Genomic DNA, 21407 nt, shown 5'->3' on the forward strand with positions numbered 1-21407 from the left:
CAAAAATATTGAATTATCGTTTTGAATACTCGCAGCCACAGTAGTTCTGTCTGTAAAGACCGTATTCCTTAGATAGCTGAATGCTGCGATGAAATCCCGCCTTTTTCTTAAAGTCGATGTCCAAAAATTCTATGCCATACTGCACTGCAAATTTCTTTCCGATTTCTGAAATGAGCGGATAATTTTTATGAGGACTTACAGTCAGGGTTGTGGCAAAAATGCCATATCCCTTGGCTGCCGCTGTCTGTGCCGTCTTTTCAAGACGCATATCGAAGCAAATCGTGCAGCGCGCCCCGCCTTCCGGTTCATTACTGAAGCCGGATACCCGCGTATAATACGCGTCCGGCTCATATATTCCCTCCATAAAGTGAATCTTCTGCGTACCGCCGAGATTCTGGTTATATTTCTCAATAAAAGCGATTTGGTTCATCTTCCGCTTCTCATATTCCTCTCCGTCAGTGATACACGGATTATAGAAAAAAACGGTGATATCATAATCAGGTGCCAGCCGCTCTATGACCGATGTGCTGCAAGGTCCGCAGCAGCTGTGAAGAAGCAGCGGCGGTTTCATGGCGGTTTCACCTGCGCCCGTAAGACCGCACATGCAGTCAGAGCAGTCAGAAATGCCTCTTTGCAAGCTCCAGGGAGCTGTTTCTTTCTTTGTCATAGTTACTGCTTGCTCCTTCCTGATTTTTCTCTGGTATTTTATGAACTATTGACTCTTTATTATATCCGATTTTACACAGTTTTACAATAAATTCGCCGGAAAAAGTTGACTTTTTCTTTTCCAGCCCTTAAGATTGAAGCAGTACAAAAAGAAACGAGGACTCTGCTATGCAGCCATCAATTAATATGGTTAGTAAATACCTAAAATCATACTTTGGAGAAAAGACCGTCAAGCTCTCCATCGACGGCGGTTTCACCTGTCCAAACAGAGACGGCACAAAAGGAAACGGCGGCTGCATCTTCTGCTCTGCCGACGGCAGCGGCGACTTTGCCTCCACGATTGAAGAGCAAATTGCCCTCCTTTCAAACAAGTGGCCGAACGCCAAATATTTGGCATATTTTCAAAATCATACTAACACCTACGCTCCGGTTGATGTTTTGCGAGATAAATTTTATGAAGCGCTGAACCATCCGCTGATTTCCGGTATCGTCATCGCCACAAGGCCTGACTGTATCGATACGGAAGTACTGGATTTGCTTTCTGAAATCAACGAAAATCACTTTCTCTGGGTAGAACTGGGACTGCAGACCATTCACGAAAAAACAGCCGTTCTCATCAACCGCTGCTATGATTTATCGATCTACGATGAAACAATCAGCAAGCTAAACGCTCGCGGTATCAAAACGGTCGTACACCTGATTTTGGGACTTCCCGGCGAAAGTCAACACGATATGGAACGTTCTGTGCGCTACATATGTCAAAGCGGCATCTGGGGAATCAAACTGCACATGCTAAACGTAGTAAAAGGCTCTGCCATGGCACTTTCTCATCCAGATTACTGTTCCTTTGACTCTATCGAAGAATATGTCAACCTGGTGTGCGATTTAATTGAAATCATTCCGCCGGAAATTACCATTCACAGGCTCAGCGCCGATGCGCCCCGCAAAATTCTCATCAGTCCATCGTGGAGCTATCAAAAGCGTACAATTTTAAACAGTATTCACGCGGAACTTGCAAGACGCGGCAGCACTCAGGGCTGCAAGCTATAGATTTCAACGATTTACGATGTGAAAAAGGGGATATCTCAAAATCAATTTTGAGATATCCCCTTTTGTTTACTTGTAAGTTCTATATGCCTGATTTGACCATTTTGTATAATACTTTGTTCCGTCAAAAGTGCGAACGCCACGAATTTTATAGTAGTAGCGAGTGCCTTTCTTCAGGCTTTTCGTATTTTTATAACTGTTTTTTACACCATCTGTTGTCTTAAAGAACGGTATACTGCTGTATTCTCCCGATTTTGTGCTTCTATAAATCTCGAAATAATCCACTTTATAGCCTGCAGACTTTTTCCAATTAATTTGGATATAACCCGCTCCCAAAACAGAGGACGCCTTAATCGTCGTTGCCTGTACACCGGCAATCTTCGAAGAATAATCCGGTTTGTATACGCAGCTCACCTCGCTGGACCACGGAGTATAGTAGCCGATGCCGTCGACATTACGAACACCTCGCACTTTATAGTAATACGTAGCATTTTCTGTCATGTTGGATTTATCCTCATAAGTGAAGATATCCCCCGACGCCGTGACACCGTGAGGCGCGCTTCCATATTCTTCGTTTTCACCTCTTCTGAAGACCTGATAGTAATCCATGGCATATGCGCCGGATTTAGTCCAGCTAAGCTGAATCGTGCCTGGCACCGATACAGCCGCTGCGTTCAAAGCTGTTGCCTGCACCCCCTCTATAATCTTCTCATTTGAAAGTTCTGGCGCTCGATAAGTTCTGTACGCCTGATTTGACCATTTGGAATAATAGGTTTTTCCGTCTATGACACGAACTCCTCGCACTCTATAATAATATCTGGTGCCGTCTTTTAGATTTTTGGTATTTTTGTAAGTCGTTTTCGTGCCATTAGTCGTTACAAAGTATGGCGTTGTACTATAGCTTCCTGAAGTAGTACTTCTGTAAACCTCATAGTAGTCCATCTTATATCCAGCTGACTTCGTCCAGCTGACCTGTATATTGCCTTCTCCCAGAACAGAAGACGCTTTAATTGTAGTGTTTTCTACACCTTCAATCAGTTTTTCGTTAGGATCCGGCACAGCACTGGAATCCTTAACGACTGTAATATTATAAGTTTTGCTCACCGCACCAGAAGGAGCTGTAACTTTTACTGTAATCTTGTTAATACCTTCGTTTAATGTAGTATTTCCGCTGACGGAAACGGTAGCAGCACTGTCATTCTTTTTAGTGCTGATGGTCAGCTTATCAACAGCACCGATGGTCTGCTTCACCGTATAATCAGTAGTAAAGCGATTAAAATCTGAAATAAAACTCAGCTTCTTCCCATCCAGAGATACCGAAATGTCATCTAAATAACAGTTGTTACTGCCACTTCCCGGTTTTGCTGCCGGCGAAGACGGCATACTTTTAAAAACCGGAATTTCAAAAGAAAATGCTTCTGTCAGAACCTTATAATCATAGTAATTCCCATGAATAATTGCAGACTGCGTTGCCGCTGCAAAAATCGAAGTCGCATACTGATATGTTCCAATGCCAGAAAGCCCATTCAGCACATTATATCTTTCGTAATACGAGGTATATTGATTTCGCTCAAAAAAGGTACCTGCAATATACAACGCACCGCCTGTCACTGCTTTCTTCAGTGTATTCCACGGACGAAGATACGTAGTTCCGCTTCCATCCGAACCGCCTGCTGCATAAACTAATCCCTTCAGCGCTGCAGTACCGTCGGCACTGTCAGTTGCTCCAATATTATAAGCGTTATACAACCCGGAATACTTCTTGCCGCCATAGGTAAAGGAATGTCCGTTTATCATAAAATCGCTGCTGCCCAGTTCTAATCTTGTTTTTGATGCTAAATATACAGGACTGATACTGTATTTCTTTCCGTTATAAGTTTGTTCTGCTGCCTCAATATAATATTTCGCTGCTGTAGATGGAAGTGCAGTGGTAGACAAAATCTTCTTTACCAGATCTTCCGTCTGATAAGAGGCATCATAAAGGTTAGGCTCAAACATGAAAATAGAACTCTCATCCAGCCAGTTTCTCGGATCCATGTAAAATGCAACAGCCTGTCTGGAGGCTGCAACCCAGCTGGCTCCATCTTTTCCGATATAGGTATGGGTGTCAAAATTATATGTACCATTCTGTACTGCCTTGTAACCTGCAGGAAAATTGTTAGAGACCAGATTGGCATTTACATTGGAGCATTGCTTATCCAGTGCATCCGCCCAAGTATAATTCAACTGTTTGGCCTTAAATGTCCAGTTCGGATGAAGCCGATGCAATGCTCTAAGCTTTGTCTTGTAGCTTTCAGGAAAGCCTTCTGAAGTAAGCTGTGCTTCAAACTCCGCATCAGTACTACTGGCAGCAAAAACCTGCATTTGGGGTGCTATAGCCAGCACTGAGACCACAAAAAATATAATTAAAATTATCCTTATCAAATATAATTTAAAATTCATAGGTATTTCTCCTATCTTCTTCTCATGTCTTATTTTGATATTTTTCTATTTCTCTGGACCGATTCGCCCATCATTGTAATGCTTGCGGCAAAGGGATACATACATGTCGTTGCCCCCGATCATAACCTGTTTGCCTTGCTTGACAAATTTGCCGTCAACAATTCTGGCAACCATAGTTGCTTTGCGTCCACACCAGCAGATAGTCTTGATTTCTTCAATCTTGTCTGCATAAATCAGCATATAATAAGATCCCTCAAAGAGCTCGTTTCTAAAGTCGTTCTTAAGTCCGTATGCAAGCACTGGAACTTCAAAACTATCCACAATTTCTACAAGTTCCTGTACATGGTGTTTCTTTAAAAACTGGCACTCATCAATGCAAACACAATCAATCCTGTGTTTTTCATTTTCACGCATGAAAAGTTCTAAAATATTTGTATCCTCACCTACAATCATTGCGTCCCGCTGCACGCCAATTCTGGAGGTAATAACGCCAGTTCCGTATCTGTCATCAATAGCAGGCACCAAAGTCAACACATGTTTGCCTCGTTCCTCGTAATTATATGCCACCTTAATCAGTTCGATAGATTTGCCTGCGTTCATTGTACTGTATCTGTAATATAGCTGTGCCATGTTGTCCTCCCTTTTAACAATTACCATGTATTATTTTAAAGGAAAACACGAATAAAATCAATATTAAGTCGATGGTAAATCACGGCAGAAACATGAAAATTACATCACACGAAAATTTAGATAATAAAAAACAACCCTTCGGACATTACGTCAGCGAAAGGCTGTTGGATGAATGGTGCCCAGACTCGGAATCGAACCAAGGACACGGGGATTTTCAGTCCCCTGCTCTACCTACTGAGCTATCTGGGCATACCACATATTCAATTATTTAACTGGTGGGCCATCAGGGACTTGAACCCGGGACCTGCCGGTTATGAGCCGGATGCTCTGACCAACTGAGCTAATGGCCCACATATTGGATAATGGTCGGGGTGGCAGGATTTGAACCCGCGGCCCACTGGTCCCAAACCAGTTGCGCTACCAAACTGCGCTACACCCCGTTAAGCTTAAGATTGTGTCATTATTGGCAGGGGCAGTAGGAATCGAACCCACGGCACGTGGTTTTGGAGACCACTGCTCTACCAGCTGAGCTATACCCCTGCAAAATGGCGGAGAAGATGGGATTCGAACCCATGCGGCCCTAATCGAACCCTAACGGTTTAGCAAACCGTCCTCTTCAGCCTCTTGAGTACTTCTCCAGGCTAAATAAATCTCACAATCATATACTATTCAATTAAGATGATGGCGGAGAGGGTGGGATTCGAACCCACGGTCCCTTTCGGAATCACTGGTTTTCAAGACCAGCTCCTTAAACCACTCGGACACCTCTCCTCGCTGTGGATTCAACCAACATCTGTATTTAATTTAGATGGTGACCCATCGGAGATTCGAACTCCGGACACCTTGATTAAAAGTCAAGTGCTCTGCCGACTGAGCTAATGGGTCATATTCTTGGCTGGGGTAGCAGGACTCGAACCTACGAATGACGGAGTCAAAGTCCGTTGCCTTACCACTTGGCGATACCCCAAAATCATCAAATAAATGGTGAGCCCACAGGGATTCGAACCCCGGACACACGGCTTAGAAGGCCGTTGCTCTATCCAGCTGAGCTATGAGCCCACACTAAATTTGAAAAAATGGAGCGGATGATGAGAATCGAACTCACGCCATCAGCTTGGAAGGCTGAGGTTCTACCATTGAACTACATCCGCATGATGGAGCGGAAGACGAGATTCGAACTCGCGACCCTCGCCTTGGCAAGGCGATGCTCTACCCCTGAGCCACTTCCGCATGCTTGAAAAAAAAATTGGTCGAGGGAGATGGATTCGAACCATCGAAAGCTCAGCTAACGGATTTACAGTCCGCCCCCTTTGGCCACTCGGGAATCCCTCGACAAAAGTTTCCAAACTTAGTCATGTTATTTGATGAATTGGAGTCAGTCTCCAACCTAATCTGTATTGGAGCTGGTGGAGGGAATCGAACCCCCAACCTGCTGATTACAAATCAGCTGCTCTACCGTTGAGCCACACCAGCGCATTATTATGTTGAAAAATTGGCGACCTGGAACGGGCTCGAACCGTCGACCTCCAGCGTGACAGGCTGGCATTCTAACCAACTGAACTACCAGGCCGCATTGCTTGTGCTTTTGCACCTCATTCGCGAATCTGCGAACTCACTGCGCAGCCGGTATTCCATCTCACCGCCATTGCGCTATCTCGGTCACTGTAGGAAAATGGTGGGCGTTATAGGGCTCGAACCTATGACCCTCTGCTTGTAAGGCAGATGCTCTCCCAGCTGAGCTAAACGCCCGCAGTGTCCGTTGCTTGTTTGCTTGGCACGTTTACATAGTATACTATATCTTGTGTTACTTGTCAAGCACTTTTTTGATTTTTTCTAAGCTTAGTGGAATCACCAGATTCATAAGCCGAAAATTATATTATCACATTTCTTTTTACCTGTCAACATGATTTTCGTAAGTTTTAAAATTAATTTTCTCTTCTTACTTTCTCATATCGAACGCTCTCAGAAAGCTTCTCAGCCCTCCCACCGGAAAGACCTGTGATAACTTCAGAAACCGCCGCAGTGTCCTCCGGATTAGTAACCAGTTCAAAGGTAACCGCGTCAGCATAGACTATATTAGCAAATTTTACCGGATATGTAAAGGGGGAATTTTGTATTTTATTAAATACAGCATAATCCACCCTGTATTCCGTCACCTGCATTTCCTGCACATCGCAGATTCCTGCCGCAGCAAGCCCCTGCTTTGCGCTGCTGGTGTAAGCACGCACCAGTCCACCGGTGCCCAGCTTAATACCGCCGAAATATCTGGTAACGACCACCACTACGTTGGTAATTCCCTCCTGCACCAGCATTTGCACCATAGGCGCTCCGCTGGTTCCCTGAGGTTCTCCGTCATCACTTGCCCACTGCACCTGAAAATGGTCGCCGAGAACCATTGCAGGCACATTGTGGGTCGCGTCCTTATGTTTCTTTCTGATTTCTCCAACAAAAGCATCCGCTTCTTCCTTTGTTTCGACAGGCTTTACATAGGTGATAAATCTGGACTTTTCAATCACCTGCTCTGCCTGGCCCATTCCAAGAACCGTACTATATAACTTCATATTCACTTAACCTCTGATAATCTTCCTGACTGATTTCCACCTCAAACAAGGTTCCTTTTTCTACGTACTCCATGGATTTCACCTGCGCCTTTTCGCAGAGATAGGAGGAAATATCTCCCCTCGTGTACGGAATCAGCAAGCTGACTTTAACATCGGAAAAGATTCTCTCTTTGATCAACTCGATGAGAAGTTCAATATTGCTGCCTGTTTTCGCAGATACGAAGACCTGCGAGTCAGAATTTGCCATAGTCGTAAGCTCTGGCACCAAATCAATCTTGTTGTAGACCATAATCTTGTCCTTTGCGGCAGCACCGATTTCAGCAAGAACCTTGTCCGTCACATCAATATGAAAACTGTGCTCTTCGTAGGCGCTATCCACCACGTGAAGCAAAAGATCCGCATAAAGAACTTCCTCCAAAGTTGCCTTAAACGCTTCTATCAGACTATGGGGCAGCTTGCTGACAAACCCAACTGTATCTACCAGAATGAACTGATGACTGCTGTCTACTTTGACACTGCGGCTTTGGGCATCCAAAGTCGCAAAAAGCATATTTTTTTCAGTGACGCTCTTTTCTTCTTTGTCAGTGATAGAAAGCAGTCTGTTCATCAGTGCAGATTTTCCGGAGTTCGTGTATCCTACGAGCGCAACCACCGGCACGCCGTTTTTCTCTCGCCTCGCCCGCTGTACCGTGCGTGTTTTGCGAAGCTCTGAAAGCTCATCTTTGATATCCTCCATGCGCCGCTCAATATGTCTTCTGTCAGTCTCCAGCTTTTTCTCGCCGGGGCCTCTGGTACCGATTCCGCCGCCCTGTCTGGAAAGAGATTTGCCAAAGCCGGTCAGTCTCGGCATTCTATATTTCAGCTGCGCCAGTTCTACCTGCAGCTTGCCTTCCTTAGAATCTGCGCGGGCTGCGAAAATATCCAAAATCAAAATCGTTCTGTCGATGACACGCACGCCGATGGCGTCTTCCAGATTGCGCAGCTGCATTCCAGTCAGTTCATCATTAAAAATCACCACGTCTGCCTCCATGTTAGCAGCCAGCTTTGCAACCTCTTCTACCTTGCCCTTTCCTATCATGGTTGCAGTATTGGGTCTTTCCAGTACCTGAATGACTTTGCCGAGAACTTCTGCGCCTGCCGCTTCTGAAAGTCCGGCAAGTTCCTCCATGGAATAAGAAATATCTTCCTTTCGCTGCAATCCCACTAAAATTGCGCGATATGTTTCTTCTGTAATAATTTCATTATTTTCATTAAATCTAAGCATGTTCTTAGTATAACACAAAATGCACTGAAAAGTCATCATGTTGCGTCTAAAATATCTTCTTTTGGCACATTTACATAACTGTCAGGCACATCGCCCACGATAACAGCCTCAGAAATCAACACTTTATTAGTTACTTTTACGCTTTCCTTTGAAAAGGGCTGCAAAATCTGCACGCTGCTTTCCAGCACAATATAAATCTTGTATTTAGTCTGATTGATTCCCTGACTTTCAAACTCCGTTTCAAAATCGTATTTCGTCACCGCAAGAGGTAAAAGTTTCACCTCAACTCCAAAGCCGGTCTGTGACAAAACCTTGCTGCCCAGCAGTGTTCCGTAAGAAATCTCCACGATTTTCCGGTCCATAGCCTCGTACTTCTTTTGCAGGCTTTCTGCAAAAGAAGACACCATCTTATTAATCAAACTGGTGTTAGCCTGCACCATCTGCATTTTTCCATCATCGCCGGTTTTGATGAGGAAAAGCTTATCCGCATAATCTTCGTCAGAAAAATTTTCCCTGATTGTTTCGTTAATCAGCTCCGTCACCATGCCCCTAGCTTTCAAATGGCTGATTGCGTCAATATTTGGACCAATCTGCCGTTTTAACCCTTCTGCCAGTATTAAACACCCTAGTGCAAAAATCAGCAGCCCTATGGCCGTTTTTTTCCAAAACCAGCCTGCCGCGGATGACCGTCTTCCCATAAAAAAACCTCCCGCTTCTGTCATAATATGACCGCTTGGAGGTTTTGGTTACTCTAAACTATACAATTATAAGTTTAAACTTCGAAATCTTTAATACCATCGCGAAGGAACTCATTGGTGATTTTTATTCTCGTACCTTTCATCCCCAGAGATCTGGACTCGATAACACCGGCACTTTCCAACTTTCTCAGCGCATTTACAATCACAGAACGGGTGATTCCGGACTTGTCTGCAATCTTGCTGGCAACAAGCAGACCCTCTGAACCTTTCAATTCTGCAAAGATTTTTCCTACTGCATCCATTTCAGAATACGAAAGTGTTGACAGTGCCATTTCTACGGCTTCGCGCATTCTAACGTCTTCTTCCTCTTCCTGGGCGATAGCACGGGAAACCTCAAGGCCTACAACTGTTGCACCATATTCACAGATGGCGATATCTTCATCATCATATGCCTTTTCCGGTCTTGCAAGGAGCAGTGTTGCAATACGCTGACCGCTGAACACAATTGGCACGATGGTGTGATATTTGCTTGCCATAGTGTACTCATCACCATAATACTCCTTAATGCTGTCATAGGTCAAATTAGTTCGGGTTTCTTCCACCTTTAAAAATCTGTCATTATATACCTGCGGCAGAACGACTTTCTCAATTTCTTCATCGTATGTCAAAGGAGCCTCCTCGCCATCTTCGTATTTGGCAGCCAAAAGTTTTCCTTTTCTGTTTAAAATATAGATGTTGGACCCCAGCAATTCGCTCATGACGCCGCAAAGCTCATCAAAAGATATATAGCCCGCTGTACTGTCCGCAAGTACGTTATTCAACTTTCTTACTCTTTTTAACAAATTTTCACTCATAATTTACCTCAATTTCTTCTAAACAATTACTCAACTAATATTAGCTCTAAAATACCGGAATTATAGAATATACCGGTCAACATCATCCTTGTGAATGGTATCCATAAACTTATTCTGCACATACTCCCTGTCAATGACAATCTTTTCTTTATCCATATCCGGAATGTTAAAAGATATGTCCTCCAACAGTTTTTCCAGAATCGTATGCAGTCTTCTTGCTCCGATATTTTCAGTCTGCTCATTCATAAGATACGCCATTCCGGCGATTTCGTCAATAGCTTTTTCAGAAAATTCCACATTTATTCCTTCAGTTTCTAATAAAGCCTTATGCTGTTTCAGAATTGCATTCTCTGGAACTGTAAGAATCTGGATAAAGGATTCCTTTGTTAAGTTCTGCAGTTCTACCCTAATTGGAAAACGCCCCTGCAACTCTGGAATTAAATCAGTGGGTTTTGCAGTATGGAATGCACCAGCGCCGATGAACAGAATATGGTCGGTTTTTACAGGGCCATACTTAGTATTTACCACGCTGCCCTCTACAATAGGCAAAATATCACGCTGCACCCCTTCTCTGGACACGTCAGCACCGCTGCGATAGCTGGAGCCAGATGCAATCTTATCAATTTCATCGATAAAGATAATGCCGTTCTGCTCTGCATTTTCCAAGGCTTCATCGGTCACTTGATCCATATCCAAAAGATTCTGTGCCTCCTGTTCTCTTAAGATCTTTCTTGCCTCTTTGACTCTGACTCTCTTGGTCTTTGTCTTCTGAGGCATCATGTCACCGAAAATATTGCCGATAGCAATGCTCATGCCTTCATTACTCATGTCAAGCTGGTTGCCTTTTGGGGTATCCAGCACTTCAATCTCGATAAACTGTTCTTCCAGAAGTCCGTCACGAAGCTGCTGTCTCACTTGTTCCCTTGCCATTTCCACATCGGTAGGCTCGGATTTCACTTCTGCTTCCTTCGCCTTGCTTTCTTCATAAAGCTGCTTCTGACTTGCATAGCCACCGCTATTCATGATAAAGTCAAACGGGTTTCTTGCCTTTGGTTGTCCGCTTTTTTTCTTACTGCCAGGAATCATCGCTTCGATAATTTTTTCTTCTGCAATTCCCTCTGCCACCTCGTATTTTTCTTTCAATCTGGACTGCTTGGTGATGCGAATAGATGCTTCCACCAAATCACGAACCATGGAATCCACATCTCTTCCTACATATCCAACCTCTGTAAATTTAGTCGCTTCGACCTTTACGAAAGGGGCTTCCATCAATTTGGCAAGACGTCTTGCAATTTCAGTCTTACCGCAACCAGTAGGTCCCATCATCAAGATATTCTTCGGCGTAATTTCTTCGCGCAGCTCGTCAGAAAGCAAACTTCTTCTGTATCTATTTCTGAGGGCGATAGCTACAGACTTTTTCGCCTCATCTTGACCGATAATATATTTGTCCAATTCACCGACAATCTCTTTCGGTGTCATGCTTTGAATTTTCCCTGCCATGTTAAAATCCCCCCTTACAGCTTTTCCACAGAAATATTATCATTGGTGTACACGCAAATAGAAGAGGCAATTTTCAGCGATTCTCTTACAATTTCCTCTGCGCTCATTTCCGTATGGTTAAACAGCGCATTAGCCGCGGAATAAGCAAAATTGCCGCCGGACCCTATTGCAATGAAATCCTGATCCGGTACGATAACTTCTCCATTGCCTGAAACTACCAGCAAATCATCTTTGTCTGCTACAATCATCAAAGCTTCTAAGCTGCGCATACCGTTATCACTTCGCCACATCTGGGCTAAATCCACTGCAGCACGTTTCAGGTTACCGCCGTGTTCTTCCAGTTTTTTCTCAAATTTTTCTGTCAGCGCAAAGGCATCGGAAACTGAGCCTGCAAATCCGGTCAAAACTGTATTCTTAAAAATTTTCTTTACTTTTTTTGCTCCATTTTTCATGATGGCAGTTTCACCCATAGTTACCTGTCCGTCACCGCCAATTGCGACATCGTCTGGTCCTCTTCTCACTGCGCAAATCGTTGTTGCATGGAACTGTACCATTTCTCTACCTCCACTTTTCCTTCTATTCTTTATAATCACACTCACTGTTAGAACATGCAAATTTTCCTGTTTTTGATTTTTTCTCTACCAAAAGTGCGCCGCATTTTGGACAAGATTTATCCACCGGTTTGTCCCAGTAAGACTGGCTGCATTCCGGGTAACCGCTGCAGCCGTAGAACAGCTTGCCGCGCTTGCTTTTTCTTGCCACAATATCCTTACCACAATTTGGACATTTTACACCAATTGTTTTTACAATCGGCTTGGTATTTTTACATTCTGGATACCCACTGCACGCGGCAAATTCTCCAAATCTTCCCATCTTCAGCACCATAGGTTTGCCGCAGAGTTCACAATTCTCTCCCGTAGGCTGATCTTCTATGACAACCTTTTCGATGGCTTCGTCAGCGACTTTCAACTCTTTTTCAAAAGGTCCGTAGAAATCGCGAATGACTTTCTTCCACTCTGTCTTTGACATTTCCACATCGTCCAGATGGTCTTCCATTCCCGCCGTAAAGTTGACGTCGACGATTTCTTTGAAATATTCTTCCATCAAACCGGTTACCAAAAATCCTAGTTCCGTCGGAATCAGTGACTTCTTCTCTCTCGATACATATTTTCGTTCAGATAAAGTCGCCACGATAGGCGCATAGGTACTTGGGCGTCCGATATTCTTCTCTTCCAGTTCTTTAACAAGGCTTGCTTCTGTATATCTTGACGGCGGCTGGGTAAAGTTCTGTTCGCCCAAAACGCCGGTATTCGTCAAAGTTTCTCCCTTTTCCAGTTCAGGAAGGATTCTGTCCTTATCATCGTCTAAACTGTTCTTATATATTCGCTGATAACCGTCAAAGAGCAGCTTGGAACCGGTAGTCTTAAAGGTATAATCACCATTTTGAATTTCCACCTGCAGATTATCGAATCTGGCAGCGGTCATCTGACTAGCCATAAAACGACACCAAATCAAACGATACAGCTTGAACTGATCATTTGTTAAGGAGTCTTTGATATCTTCCGGAACCAGACTGATGTTACTTGGTCTGATTGCCTCATGGGCGTCCTGAATATCCTTTTTCTTATTGGTATATACATTGCGCCCCAAGTATTCACTTCCATAATGCTCTGTGATAAAGGAAGCCGCAGCACCTCTTGCCTCTTCAGAAATTCGCACCGAATCTGTACGCAGATACGTAATCAAACCTACGCTGCCAACACCTTTTACATCTACACCTTCATAAAGCTGCTGTGCAACCATCATAGTCTTTCTTGTATTAAAGTTCAACTTGGTAGACGCTTCCTGCTGCATGCTGCTGGTAGTAAAGGGCGCATAAGGCTTTTTAGTCCGCTCTTTCTGCGTCAGTGCAGTTACGGTATAATTACCTCTTTTCAGTTCAGCGATGATACGGTCATTTTCCGCTTTATTTTCGATGGTGATTTTCTTCTTTTGATATTCAGACAGCTTGGCAGTAAAGAGCTTGCCTTTTTTAAATTCAGCTGTAATAGTCCAGTACTCTTTCGGCTCAAACTTCTGGATTTCCTTTTCTCTATCGCAGAGAATTTTCAGTGCTGCTGACTGCACGCGACCTGCTGACAATCCTTTCCTGATTTTTCTCCACAGAAGCGGACTAATCTGATAACCTACCAGACGATCCAGTACTCTTCTCGCTTGCTGCGCATCCACAAGACTGAGATCAATCTTTCTCGGATGTTTGATTGCTTCTTTAATGGTAGTTTTCGTTATCTCATTGAATACAACTCTACAAACCGCATCAGAATCCATTCCCAGTAAATTGGCAAGATGCCAGGAAATTGCTTCTCCTTCGCGGTCCGGGTCAGTTGCCAGATAAATTTTGGAAGCCTTTTTGGCTTCTTTTCGCATCTCTTTGATAATATCCCCTTTGCCTCTGATAGCAATATACTGCGGCTCGAAATCGTTCTCGATGTCTATCCCCAGTTTGCTCTTTGGCAAATCTCTCACATGACCTACCGACGCAATCACTTTGTAATTGGAACCAAGATATTTTCCTATGGTCTTCGCCTTAGATGGTGACTCTACAATTACCAGTGTCTTCCTTGCAGCCGTCTTTGTCGTTGTCTTTTTCTTTGTAGCTGCCATTTCTCCTCCTGCTATTTTGATTTTAACACTACAATGTTACATTGTAGTAGGGATATCAGAATTTTGCAACAAAAACTTTTCCAAGAGAGGAAAAAATTAGACCCTTCATCTCTAGAATAGTGATTATACCACTAATTTCAGAAAGTTTCATGTTGGTTTTGTGATAAATTTGGTCAATTGTGACTTCTCCATCATTTTTTATTACTTCAAAGACTTTTTTCTCCGCATCACCAAGATTCGCCTCAATTGTTTCGTTTATATTGGGCTTAAGCCCCATATCAATAAAAAGATCATCAATAAAAATCAATGGCATTGCGCCATCACGAATCAGTTGATTGGTGCCAAAACTGAAATGGCTGGTAATATTGCCCGGTACCGCATACACACCGCGCCCTTTCTCCACAGCATCTACCGCTGTAATCAGTGCACCGCTTTGATTTCCCGCTTCCACAACCACTACATGCTCACAAAGGCTGCTGATTATGCGGTTACGCACAGGAAAATCATAGGGCTTTGGCTGATAGCCGTGCTCATGGATAGACAGCAGCAGACCCTTTTCTGCAATTTCCTGCTGCAGCTTTCTGTTTTCGGAAGGATAATAGTACTCCGTGCCCCCGCCAACTACAGCAATCGTGTTTCCACCTGCCTCCAAAGCCCCTTTGTGAGCAGCAGTATCAATGCCTCTCGCCAGCCCACTAACTAAAATAACTCCGTTTTCTGCACATTTAGCACCGATGGACTTTGCTACTGTCCTTCCGTACTGAGTGCAGTTTCTGCTGCCCACTACCGCAATGGCTCTTTCTTCCAGTAATTGCAGATTTCCTGCATAGTACAAAGTCTTCATTGCCGGTTCATGATTTTTCAGTTCTTTCGGAAAGAAACTGTCCGTATTCGTTATTTTTCCCTTTACCATTTTCTCTCCCTATATTGCAGCGCTTCTGCTAAATGACTAACATGAATATCCTCACTTTGTTCCAAATCAGCAATGGTTCTTGCCACCCGCTTTACCCGCATTAAAGTTCGAGGATTCAGCGTCAGACTGCTGTATGCCTGTGCAATCATTGCCTGTTCCGCACTTCCCAGAGGACAATATTTTTCTACCATTTTATTTGTCATCTGCTGATTCAGATAAATTCCAGTGCCGCTGTATCTCTCCCTCTGCATTTTTCTTGCTTTTTCAATCTGACTCCTCATCATTTCGGAGCTAAGAACACTTTCTTCTGTCTCACGGTTCAGCTGGTTGTAAGGTACTGGCTGCAGCAGCAGGTGCATATCAATTCGTTCCAGTATTGGACCGGAAAGTTTGCTCCGATACTGATTTATCTCTGCCGGCGTACAGGTGCAGGGGTGGACAGGATCATCGGCATATCCACATTTGCAAGGGTTTGACGCTGCAACCAACATAAACTCTGCTGGATAAGTATACGTAATACCTCTTCTCGTCAATGCTATACATTTCTTCTCCAGAGGCGTACGCAGCGCATCTATGGCATGTCTGTTAAACTCTCCAGCCTCATCTAAAAACAATACTCCGTTATTTGCCAGAGTAATTTCTCCCGGTTTCGGCACATCATGGCCGCCTCCCAACATTCCCGCCACGGTCGTTCCATGAGAAGGTCTCCTAAAAGGTCTTTGCAAAACGCAGGGCATCCCCTCATGAAGAAGCCCTGCAATAGAATAAATCATCGTAGTGTCTAGTATTTCGTCCGGTGTCATCTTCGGCATAATGGTAGGAATCCGCTCTGCCAGCATAGTTTTTCCCGTAGAGGGACTTCCCGTCATTAGAATGCCGTGGCCGCCGGATACCGCCACCGTCAGCGCTCTCTTTGCAGCTTCCTGCCCTTTTACTTCAAAGAAATCCACTTCATAGGGGCTTTCTGCGATGCTTTCCGGCAAATGACCCCACCTACCTGTTAAATCTTTCTTTAGATTAAAAAAATTTACTACATCTTCCAGATTTTCTGCACCATAAATTTGAATTCCCTGTACCAGCATAGCTTCTTCTTCATTGACCTTCGGCACTATAATGTTTTCGAAGCCCGCTTTCTTGGCTGCCATTGCCATAGGCAGAATGCCGCTGATTTTCTGCAGACTACCATCCAGCGAAAGTTCTCCTACGAAACAAAACTTTTCTAAATTACGCGTAAAAACTTGCCCCGACGCCGCCAAAATACCCATTGCCATTGCCAAATCAAAATGGCTGCCCCGTTTTCTGATTCCCGCCGGAGACAAATTGATGGTAATGCGTCCATTAGGGTTTTCCATATCGGAATTGACAATGGCGGAACGAATCCGCTCTCTCGCCTCTTTCACCGATACATCCGGCTGCCCTACAATATACAAATTGGGCAGTCCTCTGCTGATATCCGTTTCTATGATGACCGGCACTGCCGCCACTCCGTTTATTACTGCTGAATTGATTTTTGATAACATTTTATTCCCCTTTCACTTTCCGTGCTAAAAAGCATAGTCAATTTGATTGCAGAAAACCTCTATCACCTGAAAATCTGCGGTCTGCTGCTGTTTCGGATGGCTCTTTAAGTAAAACTCTGCAGTCCTTCGCATCCTGCGTTGTTTCTCCGCGCCCACAGCTTCTGCAGGCATTCCAAAACGCGCCGACCTTCTTGTCTTGACCTCCACAAAGGAAATCTCCCCGTCCTTCTCCGCAATGAGGTCAATTTCCCCCATTCTACAGCGGAAGTTCCGCTCCAAAATTCTGTATCCCTGTAATTCCAGCAGATTTGCAGCAAAATCTTCTCCGATTTTTCCGAGCTCAGTTGTCTTCATGTTTATTTGTTCACTTCCTTCTCTTTCCACTTGCCATTCCTCCTCTTGATTTTTAATTATTTTTACATAATTGGTAATTACTTCTAATATTGATAATTTACTACATATAACTTCTTTTGTCAAGGATTAATATCGCAAGCAGGGACTTTCTGCCTGCCCTTCGCGCGTTCCCCCTTGCGCTCTGCTGTGCATATTTGGAAAGATTATGTCAAAAATATGCATAATCGTGTGCATATTTTTAGGAAAAATGCCTTTTATATGCACATTTACTCCTGTAGAACGAAAAAAGCCGCTGAAAGAACAGTAAAATTGTCCTTCAGCAGCTTTGAATGTGCATATTTTGAAGATTTTTTTAAAAAATATGCATGGCTCTGTGCATATTTTGAGGCTTTTCCGCAAAAATATGTATTTTAAGATTCCAATGCCCGGAGTCGATGCCTGGATGGCAAGCCAGGCTGCAGCGATGTGGTTTATTTCTTTACCGGAAAGTAAATCTCTGTTTCCCATTCCTCTGGCGGCAGCTTATCAAAAGCTGTCCTTCGATAAATTTCAAAAGGCGCGCCAGCAAGGGCATAGCCTGAAGCCTTCAGCCAGCCGAACACCCTGCCGTAGGCGTCAGGCAGCGCAGCATAAGGTCCTTTGTGCATCGTCGAGGCACAGAGCATAGCAGGCATCACTTTGTCCGCTTTTTCCTCCTCTGCCACAAGTACCGCAAGCTCCGTATCATTGCATGCCGGATCAAAGGTTTCATCATGATAAATTGCCATGGTCAGTCCTGACGCTGTAATTCCCTCTGCAATGACCCGCCCGAAAAGCCGGGCGTAATGATCGCCGAAGGCCGAAACCGGCATCGTCTCCCGCACTGAAATCAGCGCCATCCGCTCTGACTCTTTTAATATTACTTCATATTGATTTTGATAACTCATCAAATCACCTGTCCTTTCAAACTCTGCCAGATGGCTGTCCATTTCATGAATGGTGACAGAAAGCCGCTCCACTTCACGAACCAGACGCAGCCTCTGACCCTTTAGCTGTCTGTGCAGTTCCTTTTCAGAAGAAATCTGCAGTAACTCCTGAATTTTCGCAAGGGAAAAACCGTACCGTTTCAGACGATCGATCAAAAGCATTCTGCCGATCTGCTCCTCGCTGTAATAACGATATCCTGTGTCTCCATCTACTTCCTGCGCCGAAAGCAGACCGATTTTGTCGTAATAGTGCAGGGTTTTTACTGTGACGCCGCAGGCTTTTGACATCTGTCCAATGGTAAGCACGTCTATCCCTCCTAGAAAAAAATTGTCTCGAGACAGCCACCAGCAAGGCGACCTACCTATACTATACCCCATGCCCTAAGAGGAGAGTCAAGGAATTTTTGAAGCCAAAGTTTCTCTGAAGCAACCAGCAAAATATTTGTTATGAAATACAACAAACATACGCAGGACTTGTTGACAGCGTACAAGTTTAAGAGTAAAATATGAGGTAGATTTTTGAAGAATTCTAAACAAAGAGAGGGATAGAAATATGAAATACGATTTTCCAGTAACCAAGAACCCGAACCCGGGCAAAAAGCCAGAATCTAAGGGACTCAGATTCGGCACAGTTTTCACGGATCACATGTTCATCATGGATTACAATCCTGCTGATGGCTGGAACAACGGCCGCATCGTGCCTTACGGTCCGATTGAACTGGACCCTGCTGCTGTCGTGCTCCACTACGGACAGGAAATGTTTGAAGGACTGAAAGCCTATAAAACACCGGAAGGCAGAGTACAGCTGTTCCGTCCTTATATGAACGCAAAGAGAACCAACAATACCAACGACAGACTCTGCATTCCGCAGATTGACGAAGATCTCTTCGTGGAAGCCATTAAGGCTTTAGTAAAAGTCGATCAGGACTGGATTCCGCAGGGTGAAGGCACTGCCCTTTATATCAGACCGTTCATCTTCGCGGACGAACCATTCCTGGGCGTCAGACGTTCCGAAACTTACAAATTCATGATCATCTTAAGCCCTGTAGGTCCTTACTTTGAAAATGGACTTGCGCCGACTAAGATGTACGTAGAGGATGTTTATGTCAGAGCAGTCAAAGGCGGTACCGGCGAAGCCAAGTGCGGCGGAAACTACGGCGCCAGCCTGAAAGCACAGGAAATCGCCCACGAAAAAGGCTATGAACAGATACTCTGGCTGGACGGTATTGAAAAGAAATACATCGAGGAAATTGGCGCTGCCAACGCCTTCTTTGTCATCGGCGACGAAGTGGTAACCAGCGAGCTCAACGGCTCCATCCTGCCGGGCATCACTAGAAACTCCATCATCGCCCTCTGCAAGAAGAAAGGTATCAAGGTTTCTGAACGAAAGATTTCCATCGACGAGTTGGAAGAAGCCTACAGAGCAGGTCAGCTGAAAGAAATGTTCGCTTCCGGTACAGCAGCTATCGTATCCCCAGTTGGAGAACTCCTTTACAAGGGCGAAAAAATGGTCATCAACAACAACGAAATCGGCCCTGTTGCTCAGGAAATGTACGACACCATCTACGGCATCCAGACCGGCAAGCTGGAAGACTTCATGAACTGGACGGTAGCAGTTGAATAATATGAAAGATTATTTACAGCTTTTAAACAGACAGCTAAATGCCCTCTCTGTTTTTCGGAGTATTCTCGATACCCCAGTGGTTTCGGCACTCCAAGAACTAATATATGCCATCAGCGAAGGCTCTGTGGACACGCAAATTTCTGCCTGCGGAGCCTTTTCAAAGGCCCTTTACGAAGAAGGCGGCATCCTGTCTGATTTTGTGCGCCGTTACGTAAGAAACGACGAAAATGTTTATCTACAGGCAAAGCTTTCTGGCCTAGATATATGCCCTGCTATGACAGAAAGTATGCAGGCTGATTTAAAGACTTTGCAAAAGTTGGCTGACCTGCCAGCCTCAAAGGTTGCGAAAGTCATTGACTACGACGGATTTCTGCCTCTTTGGGTCACAGAGCCGATAGATTTAGAATCGGAATATGCTGCAATGCTGACAAGTCTTTCCACAAAGGGCTACGGCATTTTCGCAAACTATCGCTCCTTTAAAGTCAAAGACGGCAGGCTGGTTCCTGTAAAACACGCTGATTCTCAGACTATCGACCAGCTTTACGGCTACAGCAGAGAGCGGAATCAAGTGCTGGAAAATACCAAAGCCCTGGCAGAGGGCTGCGGTGCCAGCAACGTACTCCTTTACGGAGACGCCGGCACTGGAAAATCCTCCACGATTAAAGCCTGCGCCAACGCATGTGCTGCTATGGGCGTTCGTCTCATCGAATTTGACAAAACCCAGCTGTCTGAAATCCCTGCCCTTATGGAGCAGCTAGTAGCTAGCCCGCTGAAGTTCATTTTCTATATCGACGACCTTAGCTTTGTGGAGGGCGACGATGCCTTTTCCTGTCTCAAAGGCATCCTGGAAGGCGGCGTGACAGGCAGCTCTGCCAATATCGCTATTTATGCGACCAGCAACCGCAGACATCTGGTGAAGGAATCCATCGAGGCAAGACAAGGCTCCGGACTTCATTTAAACGATACCCTGCAGGAAACCATGAGCCTTTCCGCTCGCTTTGGACTGACCATTACTTTCTCCAAGCCGGAAAAAGACCTGTATCTGGAAATCGTCGCAAGTCTTGCTAATGAATACGAACTAGAGATGGAAGAAGCCGAACTCTTTAAGAGAGCCGAAGCTTTCGCCATTCGTTCAAACGGCAGAAGCCCAAGAACCGCAAAGCAGTTTGTACAGCTTGCAAAGATTGGGCTGAAATAATGAAAGACAACGAAATAAAGTCGCCAAATGGCGGCTTTATTTCTTGCAGTATGAAATTTCACTTTTGACGATTATCTTTTATTGCGGTGTTTTCTGATTAAATACACAATCAGAGATACTACCGCGCCTACGCCGCATAAAAAAACGACCAGCGTAAATATTTGTTGAATTAAAGTGATTTGAGTCATGTTCATAAGCTATCCTTTCGATCTTATCAATGATTCATTAAATATGATTTTTTGATAAAATTTGAATATCGCCCCCTGTCAAACCGCCAATCGTATTGGTTATAATATACACAATATCTACTACAACCAAATCAGAATATCCATTGACCGTCTCAAAGTATTGCACCAGTTCTATAAGAACCGACACAATTATTGAAAAAATGCCTGCACTTCTCCACTTATCAAACACCTTCATTTGGGCTGCTAATCCCAAAATAGGTACCGGGGCGAAATTAATCAATCCGGCTCTACTGAAAAATGCAGACAGAATTGGCTTTAA

General features: G+C 44.4%; 18 protein-coding genes and 15 tRNA genes. 3 read left to right on the forward strand and 30 right to left on the reverse strand.

Annotated elements, in window-relative coordinates:
* Positions 1-13: 13 nt before the first annotated feature.
* Positions 14-667: an epoxyqueuosine reductase QueH gene (locus tag D1151_RS02625; protein WP_161907846.1), complete on the reverse strand. Its 654-nt coding sequence runs from the start codon at positions 665-667 to the stop codon at positions 14-16.
* Positions 668-834: 167 nt separating this feature from the next.
* Here D1151_RS02625 and D1151_RS02630 point away from each other — a divergent pair, with 167 nt between their 5' ends.
* The gene (locus tag D1151_RS02630) at positions 835-1716 is read left to right on the forward strand and encodes a TIGR01212 family radical SAM protein (protein WP_161907847.1); all 882 of its coding nucleotides are present in this window, start codon (positions 835-837) and stop codon (positions 1714-1716) included.
* A 66-nt stretch (positions 1717-1782) separates the two neighbouring features.
* Here D1151_RS02630 and D1151_RS02635 read toward each other — a convergent pair whose 3' ends face one another.
* The 28 genes from D1151_RS02635 to D1151_RS02770 all read right to left on the reverse strand — a co-directional run bounded on the left by D1151_RS02635 (position 1783) and on the right by D1151_RS02770 (position 18384).
* Positions 1783-4155, reverse strand: a complete 2373-nt coding sequence (locus tag D1151_RS02635) for a cadherin-like beta sandwich domain-containing protein (protein ID WP_161907848.1) — start codon at positions 4153-4155, stop codon at positions 1783-1785.
* A 45-nt stretch (positions 4156-4200) separates the two neighbouring features.
* Positions 4201-4785 carry a thymidine kinase gene (locus D1151_RS02640; protein WP_160201085.1) on the reverse strand — a complete coding sequence of 195 codons (585 nt, stop codon included), beginning with the start codon at positions 4783-4785 and terminating at the stop codon, positions 4201-4203.
* A 173-nt stretch (positions 4786-4958) separates the two neighbouring features.
* A tRNA-Phe gene (locus D1151_RS02645) sits at positions 4959-5034 on the reverse strand.
* A 24-nt stretch (positions 5035-5058) separates the two neighbouring features.
* Positions 5059-5135 (reverse strand) — tRNA-Ile (locus tag D1151_RS02650).
* A gap of 13 nt (positions 5136-5148) precedes the next feature.
* Positions 5149-5225, reverse strand: a tRNA-Pro gene (locus tag D1151_RS02655).
* Positions 5226-5249: 24 nt separating this feature from the next.
* A tRNA-Trp gene (locus tag D1151_RS02660) sits at positions 5250-5325 on the reverse strand.
* 6 nt (positions 5326-5331) lie between these two features.
* Positions 5332-5423 (reverse strand) — tRNA-Ser (locus D1151_RS02665).
* Between the two features lie 44 nt (positions 5424-5467).
* A tRNA-Ser gene (locus D1151_RS02670) sits at positions 5468-5556 on the reverse strand.
* Between the two features lie 38 nt (positions 5557-5594).
* Positions 5595-5670: transfer RNA gene (locus D1151_RS02675), tRNA-Lys, on the reverse strand.
* 7 nt (positions 5671-5677) lie between these two features.
* Positions 5678-5752: transfer RNA gene (locus D1151_RS02680), tRNA-Gln, on the reverse strand.
* Between the two features lie 15 nt (positions 5753-5767).
* A tRNA-Arg gene (locus tag D1151_RS02685) sits at positions 5768-5844 on the reverse strand.
* Positions 5845-5862: 18 nt separating this feature from the next.
* Positions 5863-5936 (reverse strand) — tRNA-Gly (locus D1151_RS02690).
* A 4-nt stretch (positions 5937-5940) separates the two neighbouring features.
* Positions 5941-6015: transfer RNA gene (locus D1151_RS02695), tRNA-Gly, on the reverse strand.
* 17 nt (positions 6016-6032) lie between these two features.
* A tRNA-Tyr gene (locus D1151_RS02700) sits at positions 6033-6117 on the reverse strand.
* Between the two features lie 66 nt (positions 6118-6183).
* Positions 6184-6258 (reverse strand) — tRNA-Thr (locus D1151_RS02705).
* Positions 6259-6278: 20 nt separating this feature from the next.
* Positions 6279-6355: transfer RNA gene (locus D1151_RS02710), tRNA-Asp, on the reverse strand.
* A 103-nt stretch (positions 6356-6458) separates the two neighbouring features.
* A tRNA-Val gene (locus D1151_RS02715) sits at positions 6459-6534 on the reverse strand.
* 176 nt (positions 6535-6710) lie between these two features.
* Entirely contained in the window at positions 6711-7346 is a 636-nt protein-coding gene (locus tag D1151_RS02720; RefSeq protein WP_160201086.1) for a YigZ family protein, read from the reverse strand.
* Positions 7333-8649 (reverse strand): GTPase HflX, encoded by a 1317-nt coding sequence (gene hflX / locus D1151_RS02725; RefSeq protein ID WP_243151148.1) that lies wholly within the window; start codon positions 8647-8649, stop codon positions 7333-7335. Before hflX ends, D1151_RS02720 begins: the two co-directional genes overlap by 14 nt.
* The gene (yunB, locus tag D1151_RS02730; protein WP_161907849.1) at positions 8646-9308 is read right to left on the reverse strand and encodes a sporulation protein YunB; all 663 of its coding nucleotides are present in this window, start codon (positions 9306-9308) and stop codon (positions 8646-8648) included. The genes hflX and yunB overlap by 4 nt, the downstream gene beginning before the upstream one ends.
* Positions 9309-9382: 74 nt before the next feature.
* Positions 9383-10162: a GTP-sensing pleiotropic transcriptional regulator CodY gene (codY, locus tag D1151_RS02735; protein WP_161907850.1), complete on the reverse strand. Its 780-nt coding sequence runs from the start codon at positions 10160-10162 to the stop codon at positions 9383-9385.
* A gap of 60 nt (positions 10163-10222) precedes the next feature.
* Positions 10223-11662: an ATP-dependent protease ATPase subunit HslU gene (gene hslU, locus D1151_RS02740; protein WP_202620369.1), complete on the reverse strand. Its 1440-nt coding sequence runs from the start codon at positions 11660-11662 to the stop codon at positions 10223-10225.
* A gap of 14 nt (positions 11663-11676) precedes the next feature.
* Positions 11677-12216: an ATP-dependent protease subunit HslV gene (gene hslV, locus D1151_RS02745; RefSeq protein ID WP_160201090.1), complete on the reverse strand. Its 540-nt coding sequence runs from the start codon at positions 12214-12216 to the stop codon at positions 11677-11679.
* A gap of 22 nt (positions 12217-12238) precedes the next feature.
* Positions 12239-14326, reverse strand: coding sequence for a type I DNA topoisomerase (topA, locus tag D1151_RS02750; RefSeq protein ID WP_160201091.1), 2088 nt, complete (start codon positions 14324-14326; stop codon positions 12239-12241).
* A gap of 55 nt (positions 14327-14381) precedes the next feature.
* Positions 14382-15239 carry a DNA-processing protein DprA gene (gene dprA / locus D1151_RS02755; protein WP_160201092.1) on the reverse strand — a complete coding sequence of 286 codons (858 nt, stop codon included), beginning with the start codon at positions 15237-15239 and terminating at the stop codon, positions 14382-14384.
* Positions 15233-16759 (reverse strand): YifB family Mg chelatase-like AAA ATPase, encoded by a 1527-nt coding sequence (locus tag D1151_RS02760; protein WP_161907851.1) that lies wholly within the window; start codon positions 16757-16759, stop codon positions 15233-15235. The genes dprA and D1151_RS02760 overlap by 7 nt, the downstream gene beginning before the upstream one ends.
* A gap of 24 nt (positions 16760-16783) precedes the next feature.
* The gene (locus tag D1151_RS02765) at positions 16784-17143 is read right to left on the reverse strand and encodes a YraN family protein (protein WP_251615740.1); all 360 of its coding nucleotides are present in this window, start codon (positions 17141-17143) and stop codon (positions 16784-16786) included.
* A 440-nt stretch (positions 17144-17583) separates the two neighbouring features.
* Positions 17584-18384: a MerR family transcriptional regulator gene (locus D1151_RS02770; protein ID WP_161907852.1), complete on the reverse strand. Its 801-nt coding sequence runs from the start codon at positions 18382-18384 to the stop codon at positions 17584-17586.
* Positions 18385-18631: 247 nt separating this feature from the next.
* Between D1151_RS02770 and D1151_RS02775 the strand changes: the two genes are divergently transcribed.
* Both D1151_RS02775 and D1151_RS02780 read left to right on the forward strand, forming a co-directional pair.
* The gene (locus tag D1151_RS02775) at positions 18632-19702 is read left to right on the forward strand and encodes a branched-chain amino acid aminotransferase (RefSeq protein WP_161907853.1); all 1071 of its coding nucleotides are present in this window, start codon (positions 18632-18634) and stop codon (positions 19700-19702) included.
* A gap of 1 nt (position 19703) precedes the next feature.
* Entirely contained in the window at positions 19704-20900 is a 1197-nt protein-coding gene (locus D1151_RS02780; protein ID WP_161907854.1) for an ATP-binding protein, read from the forward strand.
* 225 nt (positions 20901-21125) lie between these two features.
* Here D1151_RS02780 and D1151_RS02785 read toward each other — a convergent pair whose 3' ends face one another.
* Positions 21126-21368, reverse strand: coding sequence for a hypothetical protein (locus D1151_RS02785; protein WP_207708615.1), 243 nt, complete (start codon positions 21366-21368; stop codon positions 21126-21128).
* Between the last annotated feature and the right edge of the window lie 39 nt (positions 21369-21407).

This window comes from Emergencia sp. 1XD21-10, assembly GCF_009936045.1.
Taxonomy (GTDB): Bacteria; Bacillota; Clostridia; order Peptostreptococcales; family Anaerovoracaceae; genus Senimuribacter; species Senimuribacter intestinalis.

Bases quoted from the DNA above. Each gene is read 5' to 3' on its own strand.
- D1151_RS02780 (WP_161907854.1), top strand. From the start codon at position 19,704: ATGAAAGATTATTTACAGCTTTTAAACAGACAGCTAAATGCCCTCTCT.
- D1151_RS02720 (WP_160201086.1), bottom strand. From the start codon at position 7,346: ATGAAGTTATATAGTACGGTTCTTGGAATGGGCCAGGCAGAGCAGGTG.
- hslV (WP_160201090.1), bottom strand. From the start codon at position 12,216: ATGGTACAGTTCCATGCAACAACGATTTGCGCAGTGAGAAGAGGACCA.
- D1151_RS02760 (WP_161907851.1), bottom strand. From the start codon at position 16,759: ATGTTATCAAAAATCAATTCAGCAGTAATAAACGGAGTGGCGGCAGTG.
- D1151_RS02625 (WP_161907846.1), bottom strand. From the start codon at position 667: ATGACAAAGAAAGAAACAGCTCCCTGGAGCTTGCAAAGAGGCATTTCT.
- D1151_RS02640 (WP_160201085.1), bottom strand. From the start codon at position 4,785: ATGGCACAGCTATATTACAGATACAGTACAATGAACGCAGGCAAATCT.
- topA (WP_160201091.1), bottom strand. From the start codon at position 14,326: ATGGCAGCTACAAAGAAAAAGACAACGACAAAGACGGCTGCAAGGAAG.
- hslU (WP_202620369.1), bottom strand. From the start codon at position 11,662: ATGGCAGGGAAAATTCAAAGCATGACACCGAAAGAGATTGTCGGTGAA.
- D1151_RS02775 (WP_161907853.1), top strand. From the start codon at position 18,632: ATGAAATACGATTTTCCAGTAACCAAGAACCCGAACCCGGGCAAAAAG.
- codY (WP_161907850.1), bottom strand. From the start codon at position 10,162: ATGAGTGAAAATTTGTTAAAAAGAGTAAGAAAGTTGAATAACGTACTT.
- D1151_RS02630 (WP_161907847.1), top strand. From the start codon at position 835: ATGCAGCCATCAATTAATATGGTTAGTAAATACCTAAAATCATACTTT.
- dprA (WP_160201092.1), bottom strand. From the start codon at position 15,239: ATGGTAAAGGGAAAAATAACGAATACGGACAGTTTCTTTCCGAAAGAA.
- yunB (WP_161907849.1), bottom strand. From the start codon at position 9,308: ATGGGAAGACGGTCATCCGCGGCAGGCTGGTTTTGGAAAAAAACGGCC.
- hflX (WP_243151148.1), bottom strand. From the start codon at position 8,649: ATGATGACTTTTCAGTGCATTTTGTGTTATACTAAGAACATGCTTAGA.
- D1151_RS02635 (WP_161907848.1), bottom strand. From the start codon at position 4,155: ATGAATTTTAAATTATATTTGATAAGGATAATTTTAATTATATTTTTT.